At 69.8% G+C, this 23,434-nt stretch carries 26 protein-coding genes; 12 read left to right on the plus strand and 14 right to left on the minus strand.

What is annotated here, in order from left to right; genetic code table 11:
* Positions 1-26: 26 nt before the first annotated feature.
* Genes Pmi06nite_RS12705 through Pmi06nite_RS12725 form a run of 5 tightly spaced genes read right to left on the minus strand, consistent with a single transcriptional unit; the run spans position 27 to position 4,090 of the window.
* Positions 27-977, minus strand: coding sequence for an asparaginase (locus Pmi06nite_RS12705; RefSeq protein ID WP_203953129.1), 951 nt, complete (start codon positions 975-977; stop codon positions 27-29).
* Positions 970-1,779, minus strand: coding sequence for an amino acid ABC transporter permease (locus tag Pmi06nite_RS12710; RefSeq protein WP_203953130.1), 810 nt, complete (start codon positions 1,777-1,779; stop codon positions 970-972). Before Pmi06nite_RS12710 ends, Pmi06nite_RS12705 begins: the two co-directional genes overlap by 8 nt.
* Positions 1,776-2,420, minus strand: coding sequence for an amino acid ABC transporter permease (locus tag Pmi06nite_RS12715; protein ID WP_203953131.1), 645 nt, complete (start codon positions 2,418-2,420; stop codon positions 1,776-1,778). Before Pmi06nite_RS12715 ends, Pmi06nite_RS12710 begins: the two co-directional genes overlap by 4 nt.
* Entirely contained in the window at positions 2,420-3,340 is a 921-nt protein-coding gene (locus tag Pmi06nite_RS12720) for a glutamate ABC transporter substrate-binding protein (RefSeq protein ID WP_203953132.1), read from the minus strand. The genes Pmi06nite_RS12715 and Pmi06nite_RS12720 overlap by 1 nt, the downstream gene beginning before the upstream one ends.
* Positions 3,341-3,361: 21 nt before the next feature.
* The gene (locus Pmi06nite_RS12725; RefSeq protein WP_203953133.1) at positions 3,362-4,090 is read right to left on the minus strand and encodes an amino acid ABC transporter ATP-binding protein; all 729 of its coding nucleotides are present in this window, start codon (positions 4,088-4,090) and stop codon (positions 3,362-3,364) included.
* A 104-nt stretch (positions 4,091-4,194) separates the two neighbouring features.
* Here Pmi06nite_RS12725 and Pmi06nite_RS12730 point away from each other — a divergent pair, with 104 nt between their 5' ends.
* Positions 4,195-5,337, plus strand: coding sequence for an ROK family transcriptional regulator (locus Pmi06nite_RS12730; protein WP_239113855.1), 1,143 nt, complete (start codon positions 4,195-4,197; stop codon positions 5,335-5,337).
* An 80-nt stretch (positions 5,338-5,417) separates the two neighbouring features.
* On the opposite strand, the gene Pmi06nite_RS12735 is transcribed toward Pmi06nite_RS12730, so the two are convergent.
* The gene (locus tag Pmi06nite_RS12735; protein ID WP_203953134.1) at positions 5,418-5,654 is read right to left on the minus strand and encodes a hypothetical protein; all 237 of its coding nucleotides are present in this window, start codon (positions 5,652-5,654) and stop codon (positions 5,418-5,420) included.
* A gap of 88 nt (positions 5,655-5,742) precedes the next feature.
* On the opposite strand from Pmi06nite_RS12735, the gene Pmi06nite_RS12740 reads away from it, so the two are divergent.
* The 6 genes from Pmi06nite_RS12740 (at position 5,743) to Pmi06nite_RS12765 (ending at position 10,993) form a co-directional block, all read left to right on the plus strand.
* A complete protein-coding gene (locus Pmi06nite_RS12740; RefSeq protein ID WP_203953135.1) occupies positions 5,743-6,441 on the plus strand; it encodes a FadR/GntR family transcriptional regulator in 699 nt (232 codons plus the stop codon).
* A gap of 147 nt (positions 6,442-6,588) precedes the next feature.
* Positions 6,589-7,374 carry a creatininase family protein gene (locus Pmi06nite_RS12745; protein WP_203953136.1) on the plus strand — a complete coding sequence of 262 codons (786 nt, stop codon included), beginning with the start codon at positions 6,589-6,591 and terminating at the stop codon, positions 7,372-7,374.
* Positions 7,375-7,450: 76 nt separating this feature from the next.
* Complete coding sequence (locus tag Pmi06nite_RS12750) at positions 7,451-8,356, plus strand: substrate-binding periplasmic protein (protein ID WP_203953137.1); 906 nt, start codon at positions 7,451-7,453, stop codon at positions 8,354-8,356.
* Between the two features lie 10 nt (positions 8,357-8,366).
* Positions 8,367-9,137 (plus strand): amino acid ABC transporter permease, encoded by a 771-nt coding sequence (locus tag Pmi06nite_RS12755; protein WP_203953138.1) that lies wholly within the window; start codon positions 8,367-8,369, stop codon positions 9,135-9,137.
* 4 nt (positions 9,138-9,141) lie between these two features.
* Positions 9,142-9,909 carry an amino acid ABC transporter ATP-binding protein gene (locus tag Pmi06nite_RS12760; protein WP_203953139.1) on the plus strand — a complete coding sequence of 256 codons (768 nt, stop codon included), beginning with the start codon at positions 9,142-9,144 and terminating at the stop codon, positions 9,907-9,909.
* A gap of 58 nt (positions 9,910-9,967) precedes the next feature.
* Positions 9,968-10,993 carry a CE1 family esterase gene (locus tag Pmi06nite_RS12765; protein ID WP_203953140.1) on the plus strand — a complete coding sequence of 342 codons (1,026 nt, stop codon included), beginning with the start codon at positions 9,968-9,970 and terminating at the stop codon, positions 10,991-10,993.
* Between the two features lie 66 nt (positions 10,994-11,059).
* Here Pmi06nite_RS12765 and Pmi06nite_RS12770 read toward each other — a convergent pair whose 3' ends face one another.
* Together Pmi06nite_RS12770 and Pmi06nite_RS12775 are read right to left on the minus strand one after the other, a co-directional pair.
* A complete protein-coding gene (locus Pmi06nite_RS12770; protein ID WP_203953141.1) occupies positions 11,060-12,163 on the minus strand; it encodes a Gfo/Idh/MocA family protein in 1,104 nt (367 codons plus the stop codon).
* Positions 12,160-12,903 (minus strand): sugar phosphate isomerase/epimerase family protein, encoded by a 744-nt coding sequence (locus tag Pmi06nite_RS12775; protein WP_203953142.1) that lies wholly within the window; start codon positions 12,901-12,903, stop codon positions 12,160-12,162. Before Pmi06nite_RS12775 ends, Pmi06nite_RS12770 begins: the two co-directional genes overlap by 4 nt.
* A 729-nt stretch (positions 12,904-13,632) precedes the next feature.
* Here Pmi06nite_RS12775 and Pmi06nite_RS12780 point away from each other — a divergent pair.
* From Pmi06nite_RS12780 to Pmi06nite_RS42970, 3 genes are all read left to right on the plus strand, one after another.
* Positions 13,633-15,852, plus strand: coding sequence for an HNH endonuclease (locus tag Pmi06nite_RS12780; protein ID WP_203953143.1), 2,220 nt, complete (start codon positions 13,633-13,635; stop codon positions 15,850-15,852).
* 87 nt (positions 15,853-15,939) lie between these two features.
* Entirely contained in the window at positions 15,940-16,383 is a 444-nt protein-coding gene (locus Pmi06nite_RS12785) for a macro domain-containing protein (protein ID WP_203953144.1), read from the plus strand.
* A 100-nt stretch (positions 16,384-16,483) separates the two neighbouring features.
* Entirely contained in the window at positions 16,484-16,897 is a 414-nt protein-coding gene (locus Pmi06nite_RS42970; protein WP_373317292.1) for an SGNH hydrolase domain-containing protein, read from the plus strand.
* Here the strand turns inward: Pmi06nite_RS42970 and Pmi06nite_RS12790 are convergent.
* The 6 genes from Pmi06nite_RS12790 to Pmi06nite_RS12815 all read right to left on the minus strand — a co-directional run bounded on the left by Pmi06nite_RS12790 (position 16,847) and on the right by Pmi06nite_RS12815 (position 21,768).
* Positions 16,847-17,074: a hypothetical protein gene (locus Pmi06nite_RS12790; protein WP_203953145.1), complete on the minus strand. Its 228-nt coding sequence runs from the start codon at positions 17,072-17,074 to the stop codon at positions 16,847-16,849. The genes Pmi06nite_RS42970 and Pmi06nite_RS12790 overlap by 51 nt on opposite strands.
* Positions 17,075-17,236: 162 nt before the next feature.
* Positions 17,237-18,184, minus strand: a complete 948-nt coding sequence (locus Pmi06nite_RS12795; RefSeq protein ID WP_203953146.1) for an IclR family transcriptional regulator — start codon at positions 18,182-18,184, stop codon at positions 17,237-17,239.
* Between the two features lie 13 nt (positions 18,185-18,197).
* Entirely contained in the window at positions 18,198-19,433 is a 1,236-nt protein-coding gene (locus tag Pmi06nite_RS12800) for a cytochrome P450 (protein ID WP_239113856.1), read from the minus strand.
* Between the two features lie 68 nt (positions 19,434-19,501).
* Complete coding sequence (locus tag Pmi06nite_RS12805; RefSeq protein ID WP_203953147.1) at positions 19,502-20,449, minus strand: PDR/VanB family oxidoreductase; 948 nt, start codon at positions 20,447-20,449, stop codon at positions 19,502-19,504.
* Positions 20,450-20,455: 6 nt separating this feature from the next.
* Positions 20,456-20,680: a hypothetical protein gene (locus Pmi06nite_RS12810; RefSeq protein WP_203953148.1), complete on the minus strand. Its 225-nt coding sequence runs from the start codon at positions 20,678-20,680 to the stop codon at positions 20,456-20,458.
* Between the two features lie 5 nt (positions 20,681-20,685).
* Positions 20,686-21,768: an aromatic ring-hydroxylating dioxygenase subunit alpha gene (locus tag Pmi06nite_RS12815; RefSeq protein ID WP_203953149.1), complete on the minus strand. Its 1,083-nt coding sequence runs from the start codon at positions 21,766-21,768 to the stop codon at positions 20,686-20,688.
* 183 nt (positions 21,769-21,951) lie between these two features.
* Between Pmi06nite_RS12815 and Pmi06nite_RS12820 the strand changes: the two genes are divergently transcribed.
* Together Pmi06nite_RS12820 and Pmi06nite_RS12825 are read left to right on the plus strand one after the other, a co-directional pair.
* Positions 21,952-22,728 (plus strand): ABC transporter ATP-binding protein, encoded by a 777-nt coding sequence (locus tag Pmi06nite_RS12820; RefSeq protein WP_239113857.1) that lies wholly within the window; start codon positions 21,952-21,954, stop codon positions 22,726-22,728.
* On the plus strand, positions 22,725-23,432 hold the full coding sequence (locus tag Pmi06nite_RS12825) for an ABC transporter ATP-binding protein (protein WP_203953151.1): 708 nt from the start codon (positions 22,725-22,727) through the stop codon (positions 23,430-23,432). The genes Pmi06nite_RS12820 and Pmi06nite_RS12825 overlap by 4 nt, the downstream gene beginning before the upstream one ends.
* Positions 23,433-23,434: the final 2 nt, after the last annotated feature.

Raw genomic sequence — 23,434 nt, forward strand, 5'->3', positions numbered from 1 at the left:
GTCGATGAAGATCTCGTACGCGAGACTCATGCTTCCCCCGAAGCGTGGATCTCGCCGACCGGGATTCCCCCGCCCAGCACCGGAACGGTCGCGAACTCCGCGGCCGGCGTGACGTCCCCGCCCGCCGCTCGCAGCGTCGCCAGAGCGATCGCGGTCGTGGCCCGTGGGCTGCCGTCGATGACCTTGACCGCCGCAGCGTGCCCCGAGGCGAGCGCGACGACGAGCACCCCTTCGGCCCCGCCCTTCGCCAGCGCGCCCGGCAGGGCCCGCATGAGCGAGGTGTTCACGTGACCGGTCCCGCCGACGTACTCGGGGTGTTCGCGCATCGCGTCCGCGACCGCCCGCGGCGCCGTCCCCGGCTCGGCGAGCACCATGGCCTGTACGGCTCTCGCCAGACCCTCCAGCGAGATGCCGAACAGCGGTGCGCCGCAACCATCGACGGCGACGTGGGCCGCCTTCTCTCCCGACAACTCCTCGACGACTGCGCGGACCCGCTGCTGGACGGGATGGCCGGGGTCGAGGTAGGAGTCGACGGCCCAGCCGGAGACCGCCGACGCGGCGAGCATCGCGGCGTGTTTGCCCGAGCAGTTCATCCGCTCACGTGACGGCCCCTGGCCGCCTCGGATCAGCGCGTGCCGGGTGGCCTCGTCCTCCGGCCAGTCGGTGGGACAGCCCAGGGCGTCGAATCCGAGCCCGGCCTCGGCCAGCATCTCGGAGACCAGCCGCACGTGGAAGTCCTCACCCGTGTGGCTTCCGGCCGCGATCGCCAGGCGCGGGCCGTACAGGTCGGCGCCGGAGAGCAGGCAGGCGAGCGCCTGGAACGGCTTGGCGGACGAGCGCGGCAACACCGGCGCGCCGACCTGGCCGCGCGCGACGGCGGTGCGGCCGTCGGGCGTGAGAGCGACGGCGCTGCCGAAGTGCACGCTCTCCACGAACCCCGACCGCACCACCTCGGCGAGCGGGAAGAACTCAGGCACGAAAGAGCCTCCTTCGCGGCTGGCGCGCCTCGAGAGTGCGGGCCAGTTTGGACAGCGACGCGTTGACCACCAGATAGACCAGCGCGACGACGATGTAGGTCTGGATGAGCAGGCCGTTGTAGTTCGCCAGCACCTTGCCGCTGTAGAGCAGCTCGGCGTAGCTGACGACGAAGCCGAGCGAGGTGTCCTTCAGTAGCCCGACCGACTGGCTGACGATCGAGGGCAGGACGCGCCGGGCCGCCTGCGGCAGCACGATCAGGCGCATGGTCTGCCCGTGCGTCAGTCCGACGGCGAGCCCGGCCTCGCTCTGGCCCCGCTCGATGGACAGGATTCCCGCCCGGAAGACCTCCGCGAACAACGAGGCGTTCGAGACGGTCAGCGGCACCACGAGTTTCCAGAACAGCGGCAGGTCCAGGCCGTACCGGGGCAGCGCGAACAGCACGACGTAGACCAGCACCAGTACGGGGATCGTCCGCACGGTCTCCACGTAGGCGGCCGACGGCATCCGGACCCACGGCCGCCGCGACAGCCGTCCGAGCGCGAGCGCCAGGCCGGCCGCCATCGAGAGCGCGGCCGACACGACCGCCGCGAGCACGGTGGACCACAGCCCGCCGAGCAGGTAGCGCCACATCGGCCAGGTCGCGTACGGCTGCCAGCGGTCGGCGGCGAGCTGGCCGTTCGCGGCGAACTGGCGGACGGCGAGCGCCACCAGTGCCAGCAGGACGATCGCTCCTGCGACGGTCGCGATCCTGATCCTGCGGCGAGCCCGTGGGCCGGGCTCGTCGAACAACACGTTGCTCACCGGACCACCGCCAGTCGGCGTTCGAGCCGGCCGGTCACCAAGCCGGCGCAGGCCGCGATGACCGCGTAGGCCAGGCCGGCGCCCACGAAGATCGGAATGGGCTGAGCCTCCAGGAGATTGACCCGGTTGGCGGCGGCCGTCAGTTCGACGACGCCGACCGCCGCCGCGAGCGAGGTGTTCATCGTCAGGGCGATGAAGATGTTCCCGATCGGCTGGATGACCGTCCGCAGCGCCTGGGGCAGCACCACGTGGCGCAGGGACTGGCCGAAGGTCAGTCCCAGCGCGCGCGCCGCCTCGCCCTGACCTGAGGAGACCGCGTTGACGCCGGAGCGCAGGGCCTCGGCGATGTAGGCGCCCTCATAGAGCGCGATGACGACGGTGGCCGTGACCTGGAGGCCGGCCTGCAGGCCGATCTCCGGCAGGCCGAAGACCGCGAGGACCAGCAGGACGAGGAGCGGCAGGTTCTGCAGGGTCTCCACGTAGGCCGTCCCGATCCCGCGCAGGACGGGGACCGGGCTGACCCGCAGGGCGGCGATCACCAGACCCATGACCGCGGCGCCGGCGAACGACGCCGCGGTCAACTGGAGGGTCACGATCAGCCCCTGCCAGAACTCGGGCAGGTGATCGAGTAACGCGGACATCAGGAACCCGGAACCGATCCGATCTGCGGCGGAGTCGGGGCCTCACCCTGCACGACCGTGCCGAGGGAGCCCTTCCAGATCTGCTGCCAGACGCCCTGGCCCTGGATCTTCGTGAGCCAGTCGTTGACGAACTTCTTGAACTGGTCGTCGCCGTGCTTCAGGCCGATGCCGTACGGGTCGGTCGTGAACGGCGAGCCGACGACCTGGATCGTCGGGTCCTTCTGGGCGTCGGCGACGAGGAGCGTCTCGTCCTGGACGTAGGCGACGCCGCGGTCCTGCTTGAGCGCCTGGACGCATTCGGGGTCGCTGCCGAACGTCACGATCGTCGCCTGCGGGGCGAGCTGCTTGATGGCCGCGATGGCGGGGGTGTTCGCGCCGGCGATGACGGTCTTGCCGTTCAGGTCCTCCGGCTTGGCGATCCCCGCCGCGCCTTTCTTCACCGCGATGGTCAGGCCCGAGGAGTAGTACGGCCCGGCGAAGGCGACCTGCTCGGCCCGCTCCGGAGTGATCGTGTACGTCTGGAAGACGACGTCGACGGTGCCGTTGCTCAGCAGCGCCTCACGGGTCTCGGACGCCGCGTTGACGATCTTCACCTTGGGCTGGCCGATGATGTACTTCGCCAGGGCCTTGCCCATGTCGGCGTCGAACCCCTCGACCTCGCCGGTCGTCGGGTTCTGCTGGGACAGCAGCGGCGCGTCGAGCGAACCGCCGACGATCAGCTCGCCGCGCTGCTTGATCTTCTCCATCGTCGAGCCGGGCAGGATCTCGGCCGCGGAGGCGACCGGAGCCTGCGCGATCACGCTGTTGTCCTTGGGTGCGCCCGGCACCGCCGAGCTCGTCGAGTCCGTTCCGGAACAGGCCGCCGAAAGGCCGACCATCGACACGGCGGCGACAGCGGCCACCCGCCTCATGGACACCATCGGGCCCACCATCCTTTGCGATCAGTGAGTGAGTACCTTGGCCAGGAAGTTCCTGGCCCGGTCCGTCGTGGGAGATTCGAAGAAGGCGTTCGGTTCCGCCATTTCGACGATCTGGCCGTCGTCCATGAAGACCACCCGGTCGGCGGCCCTGCGGGCGAAGCCCATCTCGTGGGTGACGACGACCATGGTCATGCCGTCGGCGGCGAGCTGGACCATGACGTCCAGGACCTCGCCGACCATCTCGGGGTCGAGGGCCGAGGTCGGCTCGTCGAAGAGCATCACCTTGGGCCGCATGGCGAGCGCCCTCGCGATGGCCGCCCGCTGCTGTTGCCCGCCGGAAAGCTGCCCGGGCATCTTGCCGGCCTGCTCGGCGATCCCGACGCGGGCCAGCAGGTCCCGGGCGGTCTTCTCCGCTTCGGCACGGCTGAGGCCGCGCACCTTCATCGGCGCGAGCATGACGTTGTCCAGCACGGTCTTGTGCTGGAAGAGATTGAACGCCTGGAAGACCATCCCGACGTCGGCCCTGAGCCGGGCCAGTTCGCGGCCCTCCACGGGGGCGGGCACGCCGTCGATGAGGATCTCGCCGGAACCGGCGGACTCCAGCCGGTTGAGGCAGCGGCACAGTGTGGACTTGCCGGACCCTGATGGACCGATCACCACGACGACCTCTCCTTGGGCCACGTGAAGATCGATGTCGCGCAACACGTGGTGCTCACCGAACCACTTGTTGAGCCCTTGAACTCGAATCATCGCCATCTTCTTTCGAAATCGAAGATAAAGCGGACCGTAATGGATGATTCTGGCGTAGGTCAACGTGTTGCCGTACAAAGTTAACCCGTGGTATTCCTCTGTCCATGTCAGGCAAAGAGAGGTTGCCGGTGCGGGGTGCGCAAGGTGATCTCCTGCGCCTCATCGCCGGCGGGCACGCCGAGTCGCGGGCGGAGTTGGCCCGTCTCTCCGGCCTGGCGGCGTCGAGCGTCTCCCTGCGCGTCGAGGAACTGATCGGGAGCGGCCTCCTCGTCGAAGAGGGATCGGTCAGTTCGCGCGGCGGCCGGCGCCCGAGAAGGCTCCGGGTCAGTCCCACCGCGGGCGTGCTCGCGGTGGCCGACCTCGGGGGGCACCACGCGCGTCTCGGCCTGCTCGACCTCAGCGGCACTCCTCTGGTCGTCGAGGAGCGTCCCTGTGAGATCGCCCTGGGGCCGGAGGCGACTCTGAACTGGATCGCGGCGTCGTTCGACGACCTGCTGGCGACCCACGGACCGGCGGGCGTCCCTCTGCGCGGGATCGCCATCGGCCTCCCCGGGCCCGTGGATCCGGCCAGCGGTCGTGTCGTGTCGCCCTCGCGGATGCCCGGGTGGAACAACTTCCCCGTCGCCGAGCACTTCGGCGCGCACTACGACCTGCCGGTGCTCGTCGAGAACGACGCCAATCTCCTGGCCGTGGGAGAGGCCCGCGCCTGGCCGGGCTGCGAGACCGTCCTGGTGCTGAAGGCCGGCAGCGGCATCGGCTGCGGAGTGATCGTCAACGGAGTCCTGCATCGCGGGCGCGGCGCGGCCGGCGACATCAGCCACGTCCGCGTCAGGTCGGACTCGTCGGTCACGTGCTCGTGCGGCCACCTCGACTGCCTGGAGGCCTACGCCAGCGGGGCCGCGCTGATGGGCGTCCTCGCCGAGCAGGGGATCGCCGTGGGGCGGCCGTCCGACGTCGTCGCCCTGGTGGACGACGGCATACCGGAGGCGACCGCCCTGGTGAGGAACGCCGGCCGCCTCATCGGCGAGGTGCTCACCGTCCTGGTGAACTTCATCAACCCCGACGCCATCGTGGTCGGGGGCAGCCTGTCCAAGGCGGAGCCGCTCATCTCGGCCATCCGCGCCGCCGTGTACGAACGTTGTCTGCCCCTGGCCACCCGTGACCTCGAGATCGCCGTGACGCGCTCAGGTCCGGACGCGGCGCTGCTCGGTGCGGGCATCCTGCTCCTGGACGCCGTACTCAGCTGACCGGCCGTCACCGGATCAGCGCTCGGCTTGCAGGCCCGGTCGCGCTGCCGCGAGCTCCGGGTCATCGCGGAGCCTCTCCGTTACCTCTCCGATCGCATCCGCCTCGCGGCTCGGCCGTACGGATCGAAGGCGAGCGACGCGTCGCCGACCAGGTGGGAGAGCACGCTCACCACCACGCTCGAGCCGTTTCCGTCGTCGTCCACGACGTGGTCGCCGGGCTGCGGCGTGCGCGCGTTCACCGGCTCTGACGAGGCAATCGCGGTCGCGCAGCCCTCGGATTCACGCCCGGACAGCAGGATGAATCGCCTTTTGTGCACCCATTGACAGAACCTTCGTCCACTGCCAGAGTCACCAAGTGACTAGTTCACTTGGTCGTTTTTCGAACGTGAAATGGATGGCGGCAGCATGACGGAGTACGACGCTCCGGTCTCCCCGTCGGTGAGACCGAGCCTCACCGACGGACTGATGACTCAGATCTTGGAGATCATCAGCCGGGAGAACCTGAGTTACGGCGACGGACTCCCCACGGTGCGGGATCTGGCGAAACGGTTCTCCGTCACAGCCCCGACCGTCCGGGAGGCGCTCCGCGGTCTGCAGGCGACCGGCGCGGTCGAGTTGCGTCATGGCTCGGGTGTCTACGTGGGGGCCGGCGTTTCCCGGATGGTCCTCGCCAATCCCCACACGACGGGGATCTCCACGGAGGCGACCCTGCAGCTGGTCGAGGCCCGGTTGATGATCGAGCCCACCATCGCCATGCGGGCGGCGCTGCACCGTACGTCAGACAATCTCGACCGGCTGCGGGCGGCACTGGCCACGGCTCTGCAACCGCGCGACGCCGACCAGCCGGAGGCGCGGTTGAACTTCCACCGCGAGCTCGCCGCGGCGTCGGGCAACACCGTCATCTACGAGGTGATCGACTCACTGCTCGCCGTGCGGCGTCGGGAGCAGCGGGAGGTGCGGCGGATGTACGACCACCGCGCCGACTACGACCAGCACGTCGCCATCTTCGAGGCGGTGGCGGACCAGGACGCGGCGCGAGCCGGCGAGCTGACCCGCGCACACCTGACCGAGATCCGCAACGCGGTCGCCGCACGCCTGTCCTGACGCCGGCAGGTGACCGGAGCCGGCGAGGGCCGGCTCCGAAACTCGGCGCGCGCACAGCTGTATCGATAGGACTGGAGAGACACATTGGTAGGGGTAGGGCCGCAGAGGCAGAGTCGCCCTCGGGGGAGCGGTCATCTTCTCGCCGAGATGACATGGCCTGAAGTGGAAGCAGCCCGCGAAGTCGCGCCGCTGGTGATCGTGCCGCTCGGCTCGTGCGAGCAGCACGGCCGCGGCATGGCCTTGCAGACGGACACGGTCCGGGCAGTCGAGCTGGCGAAGTTGGTCGCCGAACGGATGGCGCCCCGCGCGGTGATCGCGCCGGAGACGACGGTCGGCCTGTCCGAGCACCACATGGGCTTTCCCGGCACGCTCACGCTGTCGCCGCAGACGTTGCAACAAGTCATCTATGAGATCGTCCACAGCCTCCACCGGCACGGCTGGCGCAAGGTGTTCCTCCTCAACGGGCACGGCGGCAACAACGCGGTGGTCGACATCGCGTCGATCCGCATCCGCGCCGACTTCCCCGACATGCACCTCGCCTCCAGCGGCATCTCCGCCTTGGTGCCGGACGTCATCAGCCAAGAGGGGGTCAGCGAGCTGCGCGGCCATTCCTGCGAGGTGGAGACCTCGCAGGCCCTGTACCTGGCGCCGGAGCTGGTGCGGACGGAGAGCCTGGTGCCCGGAACGCATCGCCGTTCCGACCTCGATCCCGCGGGCCGGCTCAGCCGGATGCACCCCGCGATCCACTTTCCCCAGCCCTACCACCGCCTCGACCCGAACGGCGCCCTCGGCGACGCCACCGTGGCGAGCGCCGAGTTCGGCGAACGACAGGTGAACGCCGCCCTGGACCGGCTCACCTCGTTCTTGGAGCAGTTCATCGCCCTGCCGTTGCCCGGCACGCCATCGGCGCCGGCCACGCCCCATTCCGTCTGAGCATCGACGACGGTTCCGTCGGAATCCCCGTCCATCACCTCGTCAGGCACCCCGTCCATCACCTCAAGGAGTCGCCATGCCCCCCGCATCCGTACGCAGCAGACGCCGGTCCTCATCGCGGCTGGCCGCGGTCGCCATAGCGGTCGCCCTGGCCGGCACGGCCTGCGGCGGCGCCGACGGTACCGACGGCGGTGCGCAGAACGGCGCCGACCTGGGGCTGGTCAAGGCAGGTGTTCTGTCCATCGCCTTCCGCACCGACGACAAGCCGGCGTCGTTCCTGCAGGACGGCAAGGCCACCGGCATGTACGTCGATCTCATGGATGAGATCGCCAAGCGCATGGGCCTGAAGACGACATACGTCTCCAGCGACTTCGCGAGCCTGCTCCCGAGCGTTCGCAACCACCGGTACGACACCGCGGCGTTCGGCGTCCTGGTCACGCCGGAACGCGAAGCCGTCACGAACTTCACCGCCGCCGTCTCGTACGGCGAGGCTCAACTGATCTCCCTCAAGCAGTCGCCGCTCGCGACCATCAAGGACTCCGGGGGCAAGACGGTCGCCATCACCCGCGGGAGCGCGCTCATTCCGCTGCTGCAGAAGACCGCTCCCACAGTGGTCATCAAGGAGTTCCCGAACATCGCGGCGAGCGCGAACGCCCTGACCGCCGGCCAGGTGGACGGGCTGTTCTCCGGCACGGCCACCGTGCGCGAGTTGCTCGGACAGCATGACGACTTCACCGCCTCCGAGGTGATCACGTCGGGCAAGACCGCGTTCCCCGTGGCCAAGGACAAGCAGAAGCTTCTCGACGCGGTGAACAAGAACCTCGACGGCATGATCGGGGACGGCACGTACACCCGGCTGTTCTACAAGTGGAACCCGGCGGACGCGCAGATACCCGAGGAACTCGTCACCGAGCATCCGGGCATGCCGACGACCGCTCCCGCCGGCGCCGCGGCGTCCGCGGCACCTTCCGCGAGCTCGTAGGAGGCCTGCGATGTTCGAGGGACTTCAGCACGTGTGGGAGACGTTCTTCAACCTCGACCTCATCGGGCAGACCCTGCCGACCCTGCTGCGAGTCGGCCTCCCCAACACGCTGCTCCTGGCGGTGCTCGCCAGCGTGATCGGCGTCGTCGTCGGCGTCGTGATCGCGGCCGGGCTGATGTCGTCCAAGGTGGCGGTCCGCCTGCCGTGCCGGACGTACGTCGACGTCCTGCGCGGCCTGCCGCACATCCTCACCGTCTACCTGGTGGGTCAGGGACTGCCGCTCGCCGGGATCACGCTGTTCGGTGAGAGCACCTACGGCTATGCCGCGCTGGCGATCGGCCTGCTCGAAGGGGCCTACATGGCCGAGATCTTCAGGGCGGGATTCCAGAGCGTGGAGAAGGGGCAGACGGAGGCGGCCCGTAGCCTCGGCCTGTCCCACCTGGAGACGCTGCGGTTCGTGGTCTTCCCGACGGGAGCCCGTCGCGTCCTGCCACCTTTGACCGGGCAGTTCATCCTCGTCATCAAGGGCACCGCGCTGGTCTATCTCCTCGGCCTGACGGCCGGCCAGCGGGAGATGTTCGCGATCGCGCAGGACACGGCGATCGTCAACGCGTCGCTGTCGCCGCTCGTGGCGGCGGGCCTCCTCTTCCTGGCGATCACGGTGCCGTTGACGTACGCGGTCAACGCCTGGGAACGGCGGCTCCGGGACGGGCGGAAGGACGCTCCGGCCGACAGCGCGGCCGACATGGACCGGGCACTCGCCCATCAAGGCACGGGATGACCCCATGACGACACAGACCACCTCGCAGGCCCCCACGACCCGCGGCACCCCGGTCACCTTCGACCACGTGAACAAGAGATTCGGGCGGACCCAGGTCCTCCACGACATCTGCCTGGAGGTCCCGGGCGGTCAGACCACGTGCGTCGTAGGACCGTCGGGCTCCGGCAAGTCGACCCTGCTGCGCTGCACCAACCGGCTCGAGGAACCCGACGAGGGCAGGGTGCTCCTCGGCGACACCGACGTGACCGACAGGTCGGCGGACATCGACGCGGTCCGCGCACGGATCGGCATGGTCTTTCAGACCTTCAACCTGTTCCCCTACCGCACCGCGCTGGACAACATCACGCTCGCACTCCGGCGCGTACGCAAACTGCCGGCCGAGGAGGCGGCCGAGCGGGCACGCACGCACCTGGCGTCGGTGGGGCTGGCAGGTCTGGAGCATCGGCGGCCGGGACAACTGTCGGGAGGCCAGCAACAACGTGTGGCCATCGCTCGTGCCCTGGCGATGGAACCGGAGGTGATGCTGTTCGACGAAGCGACGTCCGCGCTCGACCCGGAGCTGGTCAAAGGCGTGCTTTCCATCATGCGCGACCTGGCCGGACAAGGCATGACGATGATCGTGGTGACGCACGAGATGCGTTTCGCGCAGGAGGCCGCCGGACAGGTCGTCTTCCTCGACCACGGCAGGTTGATCGAGAAGGCCGGCCCGGACAAGTTCTTCGGCGCGCCGGAAAGCCCGCGACTCCAGGCGTTCCTGAGCGCGGTCACCTGACACCCGCCGCGCTCCGCACCCCCCCACCCGCGAACCTTCGACAGAAGGCTGGTTCAGCATGCGCACATTCACCCCCAAACTCCTGCGCGTCGCGGCGTCGGCCGCGCTCGTCGCCGGACTCACCGCGGCCGCCGTGACGCCCGCTTCGGCGTCAGCGTCGGCTTCGGCTTCGGCGTCGGCTTCGGCGGAGCCGGTACAGCAGGCCGGTCCGCGCGGTCATCAGTCCGGGGTCGTCGACCACCGGGTCCCGAGCCGAGGCTGCCGGCGGCCGTCCACCGTGGAGTCCGGCGTCTCGGAGCAGCACACCATCGTCTCCGGTGGTGTGACGCGTTCCTACGTTCTGCACCTTCCCGCGAGCTATCGGCCTGGAAGGAAGACGCCTCTGGTCATGGCGTTCCACGGCCGCAAAGGCAGCAGCGAGCAGATCGAGGGCTTCTCCGGCATCTCGGCGCTCGACGCGATCGCCGTCTACCCGCTGGGCCTGATAGGCGAGGGCGGCCACACCGCGTGGCAGGGGGCCCCTTATGCCTCGGGCGCCGACGATGTGCTGTTCGTCAGTGACCTGCTCAACGAACTGCAGGGCACCCTCTGCGTCGACCCGGCCCGCGTCTTCGTCACGGGAAAGTCCAACGGCGCGGGCTTCGCCGGCGTTCTGGCCTGCCGCCTGTCTCGCAGGATCGCGGCCGCCGCACCGGTCTCGGGAGCCTTCTATCAGGCCGGGGAGCAGAACTGCGCACCGCGGCGGGCCGTGCCGATCCTGGACTTCCACGGCACCGCCGACTCGATCGTCGACTACCTGGGTGAGCCCGAAGACGGCCTCCCCCCGGTGTTCGACTGGACCGCCGCGTGGGCCGAGCGCGACGGCTGCGACGGCACCCCGCAGACGATCGTCGCCAAGGACGACATCACCGCCTTCCAATGGACGGGCTGCCGGGCCCGCTCGACGGTCATCCACTACCGCATCGAGGGCGGCGGCCACACCTGGCCCGGCGAACTGGCCGACAGCGGCCCCGGGCACGTCACCCAGACCATCTCCGCCACCGCGGTGATGTGGGACTTCTTCAAGGCCCACCCGCTGCGCTGACCGCCCGGGGAGGGGGCACGGGCATCGTGACAGGTCACGCGGCCCGTGCCCACACGCCCGGGAAGGTCAGTTCAGCGTCGACGCGTACGGGTCCCACGCCTCGGGAAGCGGGTCGGTGGGCGGCACCTCGGTGCGGACGGGGAGGAACCGGCCACGCTCCGCGGACTCGATGATCGCCGTCATCGTCTCCAGGACGTGGAGTGCGAGCGCCCCCGAGGCCCGGTGCGACGTGCCGGAACGAAGTGACCGTGCCATGTCGAGCACGCCGAGCCCGCGACCGGCCGTGGTTCCCTCGACCGGCAGTTCGCGCCACTCGTCGTCACGGGCGCCGCGTATCAACAACGGACCGGCGAAGGTGTTGGGATCCGGCACCGACAGGGTGCCCTCGGTGCCGGTGATCTCGATCATCGTCCGGCGTAAGGGCGAGTCGAAGCTGAAGGTCGACGAGGCCGTCGGGCCTTCTGCGAAGTCGATCAGCGCGGTGACGTGCGTCGGCACCTCGACCTCGAAGCTCGTGCCCGCCTTGGGGCCCGAGCCGATCACGCGATGCGTTCCGGTGCGCCGGGTGGTGGCCGCCACCTGGGAGGCGGGGCCGAGCATGGCGACCAGCGCGGTCAGGTAGTAGGGCCCGATGTCGAACAGGGGGCCCGCCCCGCGCTGGTAGAGGAACTCGGGACTCGGATGCCACGACTCGGGGCCGAGGTTCTGCATCATGGCGGTCGCGGCGATCGGCGTCCCGATGAGGCCGGTTCGCAGCGCGCGGACGGCCGACTGGATGCCCGCGCCCAGGAAGGTGTCGGGCGCGTTGCCGACCCACAGCCCCCGAGTGTGGGCTTCGGCCAGCAACTTCTCGCCCTCGGCGAGGTCGAGTGTCAACGGCTTCTCGCCGTACACGTGCTTGCCCGCGCGCAGGGCCGCCATCGCGACGGAGGCGTGGGCGGCGGGAATGGTGAGGTTGACGACGATCTCCACCTCCGGCAGCGCGAGGACGGTGTCCACGTCGCCGGACACCGGCACGCCATACTCTCGGGCCGCGGCGGCGGCCCGGCCGGTGTCGAGGTCGGCGACGCCCAGCACACGGGTGTCGGGGAACTCGGAGAGATGACGCAGGTAGTGGCTGCTGATCACGCCGGCGCCGACGATCGCGACGCCCACGGGCCCGTTTCTCACACCGCCTCCAGAGTGGACAGGTAGGTGCGGCTCTCGGCCAGGGCGTCGATGATGTCGGTCGCGCAGCTGTCGAGTTCGACGATCCGCCAGGCGTCCGGCGACGCGGCGAGGATCTCGGGCACCGGCATGACCCCCGCGCCCACGGCGGTGTGCGGCTCGCCCTTGACGCCGGGGCCGTCCTTGACGTGCAGTGCCGCGACCCGGTCGCCGAGACGGCGCAGCAGGCCGGGCACGTCGGCGCCGCCCACGGCGGCCCAGTACGTGTCGACCTCCAGGAAGACCTCCGGAGGGAGCATCTCGGCCAGCACCTCCAGCGCGTGGCGGCCGTCGACGCGCGGCTCGATCTCCCACCAGTGATTGTGGTACCCGAGCCGCATGCCGTACGGCTTGGCGTGCTCGGCCAGGCCGCTCAGCAGGTCGGCGGTGCGGGCCAGGCCGTCGCGGGTGGTGAACTCCTCGTGCGGGATGCCGCCCGGGATGACGACCATGTCGGCGCCGATGGTGGCGATCGCGTCGAGCACGGCCGCCGGCTCCTGCTCGAGCAGTGCGTAGGCGTGGGTGCACGGCACGGCCAGCCCCAGATCATCGGTGATCTGCCGGAAGCCCTTCGGGTCTTCGGTCGGGTCGAACGGCTCCACCGCGTCGTAGCCGATCTCCGCGATCCGGCGCAGCACGCCGTCGCGGTCGGCTGCGAGTCGTTCCCGGACGGTGTAGAGCTGGACGCCCAGTGGTCTGCTCATCGCTTCATCGCTCCTGTTCCATGTCGAGCCGTACCTTGTCTGTCACGCCGGAATGGGGAGAAGGGGGCGGCGCGCTCGCGCCCGCTGCCGGTGATGTCGTCGCCGATGAAGCCGATGAACAGGGTGGTGCTGCGGGTGCTGCCGGAGTGAGGGTCACGGTGACTCCTCGACGGGGGTAGGGACGTCGTCGATCAGCTTTGCTCTCTCCGATTCAACCCCAAAGATCGTCCGAAATGGGAGTTCCAGGCGGGGTGATGTTGCGTGCATCTTGGCCTGCCCGCTGCCCGCTGCCCGCTGCCCGCTGCCCGCTGCCCGCTGCCCGCCGCCCGCCGCCCGCCGCCCGCCGCCTGCCTGCCGCCGGCGTATGGCGACCGACACGAGCACGGTTCCCGGCGTTGAGTTCGCCGTGTCGCGTTGTTTTCCGTTGTACGGCGCCGCCGCCTGGGTCGCGAGGGGACGGATGGCGCACCGGAGATCGGCGCGTATGGGCGCGCAGTCTGAACCTCGCCCTTCCGCCCTTGAGTGCCCGGCCGAGGGCGATGCGGACGACCGGCCCGGCGGTGGACCCGGTTCACGGCCTTGCGTATGGCTCGTTATTCCTGTTTGCCCGGCATTTGTAGCGAGACCGAGTCGCCCGATCTTTTGTATGTGTGGTGTTTTCTTCGATGGGAATTCTGGTGGGGCGCTGCCGGGGGCGTTTTTGTCGGTGGCGGTTGGTAATTTCGTGGTGTGGTCATCGAGCGGCAGTTGATTCCTCCCGGCCTGGCGGGCATGGTGCCTGGGCCGGAGTCGGCTGCCGTGTTGCATGGGCTGGATCTGGGCCGGTTGAGCGGTTTCGACGCCGTGGTGGTCCTGCAGGCTTATGCGCAGTTGGAGGGCTACGTTCAGGCCCGCAAGGCCGAGGTGATGGCCGAGGTGGGGCTGTATGAGCCGTCGCCGGGCGACATGGAGAAAATGGCCTGTCCGGATAAGTATTCGGCTGACGAGATCCGTGCCGCGCTGACTTTGACGCGTCGCGCCGCCGAATACGAATATTGGTTGTCTTATTTCCTGGCGACCCGATTTCGCCGGGTGCGTGATGAGCTTTTGTGCGGCCGGATCGATAAGGCGCGCGCCCGGGTGTTCTGTGACTGGCTGGAGGACGTGCCCGAGCAGGTGGCCGATGGAGTGGTCGCGGCGCTGTTGCCGAAGGCCGGCGGGTGGACGACCAGCCAGTTGAAGGACAAGATCAAACGCCTGTTGCTGGCCGCCGATCCAGGGTGGGCGCGGCGCAGGTATGAACGTGCGGTGCAGCGACGCCGGGTGGAGGGCACGCGTCATGATGATGGGACCGTGACCATCACCGGGCAGCAGTTGCCGGTGGATCAGGCGGCTGCGGCGATCTGCCGGGTGAATGCGATCGCGCAGAAGGCCAAGCGGGCCGGGTTGGGCAGTCCGATCGACCACATCCGAGCCGACGTGTTTCTCGGTCTGCTCGACGGGGAGCTGTCCGGCCTGGACGACGACGCGATCATCGCTGTGCTCCTCCGGGCCGCCGCGGAGGCTGCCCACGGGGATGAGGACGACTACGACGACCAGCTTTCCGACGAGACCTTCCCCGACCTGGGGTCCGATGGTGACTCCGGGCCTGGGCCTGATGGTGACCCGCCCCGCGGTAGCGGGCCTTCCGATGAGACGCCGCCCGACTCAGACCCTGCCCCCGGACTTGATGGTGACTTCAGGGCCGTCCCCGCTGGTGACCCGCCGTGTGACAGCGGGCCTTCCGATGAGACGCCATCCGACTCAGGCTCCGAGCCCGAGCCCGAGGACAGGTTGGATTCAGGTCTGGCCGATCCCGAACATGAGCCTGAGCCGCGGGCTCCCGATGAGTCGTCCGAGTCGTCGATGGTCGGTGCGGTGGGGGAGGTGCGGGTGCGTGTGTCCACGCTCTTTCACCTGGACGACTTCCCTGGAGAGTTGGCCGGCTGGGGGCCGATCCCGGCTCATCTGGCGCGCCGTTTGGTGAAACGGCAGATCTGCGGGGAGTGGCGTTTCGCCGTCTGCGATGACGACGGCCGGCTTCTGCACGCGGGGATCACCAGGCGTCGCCCCGCAGGTTGGCCGCACCCCCCGGGTAGACCCCACAGGCATGATGAACCGGGCCGATCCGGTGGGGCGGGCAGACCGGGCCGACCGGGAGGATCCGGCGGACCGGCCCACCCTGGCGGACCGGCCCACCCTGGCGGACCGGCCCACCCTGGCGGACCGGGCCAATCTGGGTCAGGCGGACCGTCAAGCCGCAACGGGATCGTGGAGCTGCAGATCCCGCTCACGCTGCTGCGTGAGTGGCAGACCGACCTGCCCGGGCTCGAAGGATGGGCATCCGTCATCACCGATGTCATCCGGCAACTGGACGCGGCACGCGCCCAGGCCGCCAAGACGCCGGGCTTCGATGCCGACGGTCATGCCGAGGCGCGGCGGCGATTCGCCGGGGCCGGGCTTCGGCGGTGGGTGCAGATCCGAGACAGGGTGTGCACCGCTCCTGGTTGCCGCGCGCCCGCAAGCAGGTCGGAGCTCGATCACATCAACCCGCACAGCCATGGCGGGCTCACCACCGCGCGCAATCTCGAAGCCGCCTGCTCGCACGACCACGATCTCCGTGATCATGGCTGGCGGGTCATCCAGCCGGCGCCGGGTCAGGTGATCTGGATCAGCCGCACCGGACACCGTTACCCGGTGCGCACACCACCGATCATCGAACCCTTCCCCTCGGCCTGGCCGGGCACCATGAAGGTCGATGCCGGCACCGTCGCCGAGGAGATCGACCTCGAAGCCTCCGCGTACCTGCTCTCCAGCTGGGAGGACATTCCCGTCTGGTGGGAACCGGCATCCATCGGGCCGGGGCGGGAGCCGTTCGAGCAGTCGAAGATGCCGCCCCCGAATCCCGCGCGCGATGTCCCGCCCTTCTGACATCCGAGCCTCGGGGCGACCTCCGAGGCCCCAAACGTCCTGCCCGGGCGTGGCGGCGCGGATCAGCGATGTTGTGGAGAAAGAACTTTGATCACGGAAACCACCGGCGACCTGCTACGCGATGACGCTCAGGCCCTCGTCAACACCGTCAACACGGTCGGCGTCATGGGCAGGGGGATCGCCCGGCAATTCAAGCGGGAGTTCCCGGACGTTTTCACCGCCTATGCCGAGGCCTGCGCGGACGGCCGCGTTCAGCCGGGCCACATCCTTCCCGTACGGCTGGGCGACGGCGACCGCTGGGTCCTCAATTTCCCCACCAAGCGCCACTGGCGGCAACGGTCGCGTCTGGACGACGTCGAGGCCGGACTGGATGATCTGGCCCGGATCCTCGTCCGCCTGGACATCCGAAGCGTCGCGGTTCCGCCGCTGGGCTGCGGCAACGGGGGCTTGGACTGGTCCCAAGTCCGTCCGCTCATCTTCGAGAAGCTCGGTGGCCTCGAAACCGATATCAGGCTCTACGGGCCGGGTTGATCGAGCGCCCACCTTTGCCGAAGTGCGGTGAGCACACAGAGGATCGCGCGAACACCGTGACTCAGACGATCCAGGACCCCTCGCGAAGATAAAGAGCGCGGTGAGATCCACGGGTGCCGCCGTCATCGATCCCGGGCCCTGGTCGTGCGCCAAGGCGGGCACCTGCCCGGTCCTCGTGGGGAACACGCTGGTCTACCGAGACGACAGCCACATGGCGGAGGCCTTCTCGGAGGCCGTCGCCCCGTGCTCGATGATCGGCTGGCCGCACTCCTGGATACGGTCCCGCGCGAGCGACCCGGGCACCGGCCAGGACGGGGAGATGGAGTCTCAGCCCCGTCGTCGACTGTCCGCGGGTGCCCGGAGATATGCCGAACCACTGGGCGGGGTCAACCCGCCACAGTGTCAATGTGCGTCTCTCAGACGCCGATCTTGCGTTCCGCGCGCCGCAGGGGCGCGCGGGATCTCAGAGTTTGACCAGCTTGGCGTACGGCGCCGTGATCCGCTCCTGCCGTGAGCCGAAATCGACGAGGACGGCGGCTCCCTCTTCGACACCGATGACCACACCGAGGCCGTAACGGTCGTGACTCACCCGGTCGTCCACGCTGTACTGCTCGAGTGGTGGCGCGGGAAGCGGGGGCTTGAAGGGACTTGTGGGCAGATGGCGCCGGGGCGCCCCGCTAGCAGACTTCATTCTCCCGAGTATGTCTTGTCCGGGAGACCGCTCGCGACGTATTGCCGCAGGGCAGATGGTCCCGCACGTTACAAATTCATCGCGCTGCCACATGATCCGCAGGGCTCGGGTGAGGCCGGAGGCGGCCGGAAGCCCGAGGAAATAGGGGCTGTGCCCGCCCTGCTACGTCCTGAGGTGCCGGGCGTCCTCAGAATGTTGCGAGTTCGGCGCACCGAGCAGGCGGGAGATGCTGCGGGCGGTGGAAAGGACCAGCGGCACGAGATGGGCCGGTTCCGCGCCCTGATGATTGACCACCAGGGACAGCGCGGCCACGACCTCGTCGCCGGCGCCGTAGATGGGGGCCGCGACCGTGAAGGCGTCCTCGGTGACCTGGCGGTCACTGAGCGCGTAGCCCCGGAGCCTGACCTCGGCCAGCACCCGGCGCAGCCTCACCGGATTGTCGATCGTGTAACGGGTGAAGGTCTGCAGCGGCTCGGCGAGCACCTGCTCCTGGATCTCGGGGGGCGCGTGCGCGAGCAGGACCAGGCCGCCTCCGGTCGCGTGGATGGCGAAGCGCCCGCCGACCCGGGTCAGGGTGGGCACCGCACCTCGTCCGGAGATCCGCTCGACGAAGACCACGGCCGGGCCCTCGCGCACCGAGAGCTGGACGTTCTCATGGGTCGCCTCGTACAGGTCCTCCATCAGCGGCAGCGCGACATCGCGCAGCGGAAGGCCCCGGGGGGCGAGCGAGCCGAGTTCCCACAGCTTCAGGCCGATCCGGAACTTCCCGTCCGGGCCGCGCTCCAGCGCGCCCCAGGCCGTCAGCTCGCCGAGGAGCCGGTGCGCCGTGCTGAGCGGGACGTCGGCCAGCCTGCTGATCTCCGACAGCGTGAGCTCCGGCTGGGCGGCCGTGAACACGTCAAGGAGTGCGAGCAGCCGCGAGCTGACGCTCCGGCTCCCATCCGCGCCGCCCGCGCTGCCCGCGCCGCCCGCGCTGCCCGCGCCGCCCGCGCCGCCCGCGCTGCCCGTGCCGCCCGCGCCGGACGGTCTGGAAGGCCCGGACGTGCTGCCCGCGCTGGACGGTCTGGACGGTCCGGACGCGCCGCCCGCGGCGGGTGAACGGTACGTCATCCCACCGATCTCCTCATCTGCTCCGGACGGCGGCCTTCTCCACCCGGATGGGGGCGCTGGAGAATCCGCGCAGGGTGTTGTTCGGTCTCGGCTCAGGTGCGGCCGTGGGCGTCAGCGTCGCCGCGCGTCTGGCGAGCGCGGTCAGGACCACGTCGCCTTCGAGGCGTGCCACTTGCTGGCCGACGCAGCCGTGGATGCCCGTTCCGAACCCGACGTGCCCCGCGGTCCGGCGAGTGACGTCGAGTGTATGGGGATTGATCCATTTGCGGGGGTCACGATTCGCGGCGCCGAGGAACAGCAGGATCTTCTCTCCGGGGCCGATCCGCACCCCGCCGAGGTCCACCGTCCGGGTCGTCGTGCGGAAGAAGGTCTGGACGGGGGATTCGAACCGGATCGCCTCTTCGAAGGCCAGCTTGGCCAGTGCCGGGTTCTCGTGGACCCTCGCCCACTGGCCGGGGTGCGCGGCCAGTGCGGCGAGCGCGTTTCCGATGGCGTACACCGTCGTGTCGATCCCGGCGCTGAGCAGCGAGCGGACCAGCATCGCCGCCTGCTCGGGGGTGATCCGGCCGGTGTCGGCGAAGGCCCAGATGTCCTGGCCCAGGCCACCCGCGGCGAGGTTCTCCCGGCGGCAGGCCTCGTTGATCCACTCCTGGATACGGGCCGCGTCCGCCATCGCCTCGTGGAACAGGTCGTTGCGGGGGCCGAAGCCGTTGAAGGCCATGCCGCCGTACGGCATCAGGTTCTCCCTGCCCTGTTCCGGCAGCCCGAGGGCGTCCGGGAATACCCGCAGCGGGAAGACCTCGGCGAGGTCGCGGACGGCGTCGAAGGTGCCGCGCTCGACCAGGTCGCCCACCAGTGCCTCGGCCGCGGCGGCGAACTCCTCACGCAGGCCGCGAACCCTCCGCGAGGACAGGACCTCCGTCATGACCTCGCGGACGCGGGTGTGGTCCGGCGGGTCGGCCTCCAGGAGCAGGCTCGGGACCCGCCACGGCTTCTCCTTGCGGAAGTCGGCGAGCCCGACGCCCGAGGCGGAGGAGAAGGCCCGCCAGTCGGTCAGCGCCGCGAAGACCTGTTCGTGACGCGCGGACGCCCAGATCCCGTAGTGCGAGAGCCGGATGACGGGGCCGGCCTCACGCATCCGCTCGTGGCGGGGATACGGGTCGGCCAGGAACGATCGGCTGAACGGGTCGTCGTCCAGGACGGGGACGGACGGGCCGGGCCCGGATGAGGTGGTCGTTCCTGAGGTCAATGGGTCCTCGCTCTGCTGGTTTCCAGTGGCCTGGCTTCCGTGACGGGTTCATTCGCGGCGGGCGGGTTTCAGAGGTCGAGCACGAGCCTTTCGCCCAGGCAGCGGGAGACGCAGATCATCATGGTCGTCCCATCGGCGCGCTCGTCCTCGGTCAGCAACGAGTCCCGGTGGTCGGGCGTCCCCTCGAGGACGTCGGTCTCGCAGGTGCCGCAGGTGCCCTCCTGGCAGGAGGAGAGCACCGGGATCCCGGCGGCCTCGACGCACTCCAGGACGGTCTGCCCGGGGCCGACCGTGAGAGTGAGCCCGGACTGCGCGAGCACCACCTCGAACATGCCGTCGCGGTCGTCGTGGATCGCTTCCCGGGGTGTGAACCGTTCGACGCGCAACATCTCCCTGGCCCGCGCCCCGCAGGCGTCCTCGAGAGCCGTGAGCAGCGGTTCCGGGCCGCAGCCGTAGACGAGCGTGTCCCGCGTGGCCTCCTCGAGGAACCCCCGAAGGTCCAGCAGGCCGTGCCCGTCCTGCGGGCGGACCAGGACGCGGTCGCCGTACCGGTCGAGGACGTCGAGGAACGCCATCGAGCGCCGGGTCCGCCCGCCGTAGAGCAGTCTCCAGCGGGCGCCCCCGGCGTCCACCTCCGCGATCATCGGCAGCAGGGGGGTGATGCCGATGCCTCCGGCGACGAAGAGGTACGAAGGCGCGTCCTCGAGTTCGAAGTGGTTGCGCGGGCCGCGGACGAGGATCCGGTCACCCGTGGACAGCGAGTCGTGCACGTAGGACGAGCCGCCCCGGCCGTCCGGTTCGCGCAGCACGCCGAGCCGGTATGCCGACGGGTCCGCCGGGTCGCCGCACAGGGAGTACTGCCGCACCAGCCCGTCGCCCAGGACGAGGTCGATGTGCGCCCCCGGCCGCCAGGAGGGCAGCGGGGTCCCTTCGGCGTGGCCGAGCACCAGGCCGACCACGCCGTCGGAGACGACGGTCTTCTCCCGGACGACGGTTACGAACTCCGGTTCGCGCATCGCGGACTAACGGGAGAGAGCCGGTTCGTGGACCGGCGGCGGGGGTTCCGCGGAGCCGGGCGGGTTCACGTGACCCTCCGGGTGCCGCAGCAGCCAGTCCCACAACTCGACGGGGTCTTCGAACCGCCGCCGCGCACCGCAGTGGCAGATCCCGAGCAGCAGGTCCGTGCCCGGCACCCATTCGACCGTGAAGACCGTCTCGGAGTCCGTCCTGTCCCTGAGGCCGGCCACGGCGGTCATCCCGTGGCCGCGGTGCTCGGGGCGCGGGCGGGCTCGGCTCCCTCTCCCGCCGCGATCTGCGCCGCGATCAGACGGCGGGCGGCCAGGCCGCCGGTGTCGATGTTGATGCTCAACTCCTGGTAGCCGTCGCGTTCGGCGGCGAGCACCTCGGCCAGTTTGTTCAGCGCGACGACGTCCTGGAGCACGACGGTCCTGTTGCTCTCGCGCAGGAAGTCGGACACCCCCTCGTCGTCCCGGGCGAAGTCGCGGGCGACGGCCCAGAAGTCGTGCGTGGAGTTCTCCGTCTCCGGGGTGATCGCGTACACGACCTCGACGTGGAAGCCGCCGGGGTCGGAGCCGTCGGCGTCCGGGAGCACGCCGACCGGCGCGACCCTGCTGTGCAGCAGGTAGAGGCACGGCGGGTGGTACTCGATGTCCTGCCAGCGCACGATGCGCCCGGTGATCCCGGTGGACTTGGCGTAGAACGGCGGGCAGGCCGCGTCGTCCATGTGCCTGCTGACGTAGATGATCTGCTGCTCGTCGTCGACCTCGGTGCGGATCGGCGTGTCGGCGACCTCGGGAGTCCCGATGTAGCCGCCGTGCAGGTACGTCTCGTGCGACAGGTCCAGGAGGTTGTCGACCAGCAGGCCGTAGGGGGCGTTCAGCGGCTCCATGCCGTACACGCTGGTCCACTCCGGGTGGTCGAGCCACGGCGCGCGGGGGATGTCGGCCGGGTCCGCCTTGTCCTTGTCGCCGATCCACACCCACACGAAGGAGTCCTGCTCCACGACCGGGTAGGCGGGCACGCGGGCGGTCCGCGGGATCCTCCGCTGTCCCGGCACGGCGACGCACGTCCCCGACGGGTCGTAGGTGAACCCGTGGTAGCCGCACACCACGTTGTCGCCGTCGAGGTGGCTCTCGGACAGCGGGAACCTGCGGTGCACGCAGTGGTCCGACAGCGCGATGACCTGTCCGGCCTGAGTCCGGTAGAAGACCAGGGCCTCGCCGAGGATCGTGCGGGGCAGCAGCTTCCGGTTGATCTCGTTGCCGTACGCGGCGACGTACCACCGGTTCCTGGCGAATTTGACTGGGAAGCCCACGATGTCCGTCCTGTCTCGTCGGATTCGGAGATGCCATGAGGATCGGTCGTCGGGACACTCGGATGAAACATGACTTCCGGCATCCGGAAGTCGTATCGAGACGCAGATCACTTTTCGGCACGCTTCCACTGACCAGAAGGGCGGTTGTCATGGCCGCCCTCCACACGACCGGTGGGTGGCGGTGTGAACCACGGAACACAGGCCCTCGTGGAGGTGCGCGACCTGACCCTGCGGTTCGGCGGGGTGACGGCGCTGGCGGACGTCGCGTTCGACGTCGGCGAACGGCAGATCTGCGGGTTGGTCGGCCCCAACGGCGCGGGCAAGTCGTCGCTGTTCAACTGCGTCAACGGCTACTACCGGCCGTCAGGGGGGAGCATCCGCGTCGGCGGGGTGGACGTGCTGAGCGTGCCCGCGCACCGGACGGTGCGGCTCGGGATCGCCAGGACGTTCCAGCACCCCACACTCCAGCCGGACCGCACCGTCCTGGACAACGTGCTGCTGGGCGGGCACAGCACGCTCTCCGGCACCGTGCTGTCGGCCATGCTGGCCCTTCCCGGCGAAAGGCGCAGGGAACGCGAGCTCGTCACCCGGGCCAGGGAACTGCTGGGCTCGCTCGGACTCGCGGGCGCGGAGCGGACATCCGCGGGCGACCTGCCGTACGGGTCGCAGAAGCGGGTCGAGATCGCCAGGGCGCTGCTGAGCGGGCCGCGGCTGCTGCTCCTCGACGAGCCGGCCAGCGGGCTGACGCACAGCGAGGTCGGTGAGGTCGGCGAGCTGATCACGCGCATCCGCGCCGACCACGGCCTGACCGTGATCGTGGTCGAACATCACATGGGCCTGATCTCCGCCGTCACCGACCACGTCGTGGCACTGGTCAGCGGCAGGAAGGTCGCGGAGGGGACCGCGCAGGCCGTGCAGTCCGACCCGGTCGTCGTCTCCGCCTACCTGGGGGCGGCGTGAGCACGCTCGAGCTTCGCGGCGTGCACGCCGGCTACGGCAAGGCCCAGGTGCTGCACGACGTGAGCCTTCACGTCGGCGACGGCTCGATCACGACCCTGCTGGGCGCCAACGGCGCGGGGAAGACGACGACGCTGCGCGCGATCAGCGGCCTGGTCCGGTCGACCGGGGAGATCCTCATCGACGGCCGGCCGATCCCGTCCGCCCCCGACGCCGTGGCCAGGCTCGGCGTCGCGCACGTCCCCCAGGGCAGGGGGACCATCGGGCAGCTCAGCGTCGACGACAACCTGAAGGCCGGGGCGCTGCTGCGGCGAGACCGCGTGCAGGCCCGCGCCGACCTGCGGCGGCTGCGCGAGTTGTTCCCCGTCCTGGGGGAGCGGGCGCAGTCGCAGGCGGCGGGTCTGTCGGGCGGTGAGCAGCAGATGCTGGCCATCGCGCGGGCACTCATGGGACGCCCATCGATCCTGCTGCTCGACGAGCCGTCGCTCGGCCTGGCCCCGCTGATCACCAAGGAGCTGTTCGTCCTGCTTCCCCGGCTTCGCGACGAGTGGGGCCTCACCGTGCTGGTGGTCGAGCAGAACGCCGACCTGGCGCTGAGCGTCGGCGACCACGCGGTCGTGCTCGAGTCCGGGCGGGTCGTGCTGACGGGCACCGCGCGGGAGATCTCCGGCCATGACGAAGTCCGACGCGCCTACCTGGGGAACTGACC

This window comes from Planotetraspora mira (assembly GCF_016863275.1).
Lineage (GTDB): Bacteria > Actinomycetota > Actinomycetes > Streptosporangiales > Streptosporangiaceae > Planotetraspora > Planotetraspora mira.

Bases quoted from the DNA above. Each gene is read 5' to 3' on its own strand.
- Pmi06nite_RS12795 (WP_203953146.1), bottom strand. From the start codon at position 18,184: ATGACGTACCGTTCACCCGCCGCGGGCGGCGCGTCCGGACCGTCCAGA.
- Pmi06nite_RS12755 (WP_203953138.1), top strand. From the start codon at position 8,367: ATGTTCGAGGGACTTCAGCACGTGTGGGAGACGTTCTTCAACCTCGAC.
- Pmi06nite_RS12760 (WP_203953139.1), top strand. From the start codon at position 9,142: ATGACGACACAGACCACCTCGCAGGCCCCCACGACCCGCGGCACCCCG.
- Pmi06nite_RS12720 (WP_203953132.1), bottom strand. From the start codon at position 3,340: ATGGTGTCCATGAGGCGGGTGGCCGCTGTCGCCGCCGTGTCGATGGTC.
- Pmi06nite_RS12790 (WP_203953145.1), bottom strand. From the start codon at position 17,074: ATGAAGTCTGCTAGCGGGGCGCCCCGGCGCCATCTGCCCACAAGTCCC.
- Pmi06nite_RS12725 (WP_203953133.1), bottom strand. From the start codon at position 4,090: ATGATTCGAGTTCAAGGGCTCAACAAGTGGTTCGGTGAGCACCACGTG.
- Pmi06nite_RS12740 (WP_203953135.1), top strand. From the start codon at position 5,743: ATGACGGAGTACGACGCTCCGGTCTCCCCGTCGGTGAGACCGAGCCTC.
- Pmi06nite_RS12745 (WP_203953136.1), top strand. From the start codon at position 6,589: ATGACATGGCCTGAAGTGGAAGCAGCCCGCGAAGTCGCGCCGCTGGTG.
- Pmi06nite_RS12715 (WP_203953131.1), bottom strand. From the start codon at position 2,420: ATGTCCGCGTTACTCGATCACCTGCCCGAGTTCTGGCAGGGGCTGATC.
- Pmi06nite_RS12805 (WP_203953147.1), bottom strand. From the start codon at position 20,449: ATGCGCGAACCGGAGTTCGTAACCGTCGTCCGGGAGAAGACCGTCGTC.
- Pmi06nite_RS12775 (WP_203953142.1), bottom strand. From the start codon at position 12,903: ATGAGCAGACCACTGGGCGTCCAGCTCTACACCGTCCGGGAACGACTC.
- Pmi06nite_RS12750 (WP_203953137.1), top strand. From the start codon at position 7,451: ATGCCCCCCGCATCCGTACGCAGCAGACGCCGGTCCTCATCGCGGCTG.
- Pmi06nite_RS12765 (WP_203953140.1), top strand. From the start codon at position 9,968: ATGCGCACATTCACCCCCAAACTCCTGCGCGTCGCGGCGTCGGCCGCG.
- Pmi06nite_RS12730 (WP_239113855.1), top strand. From the start codon at position 4,195: ATGTCAGGCAAAGAGAGGTTGCCGGTGCGGGGTGCGCAAGGTGATCTC.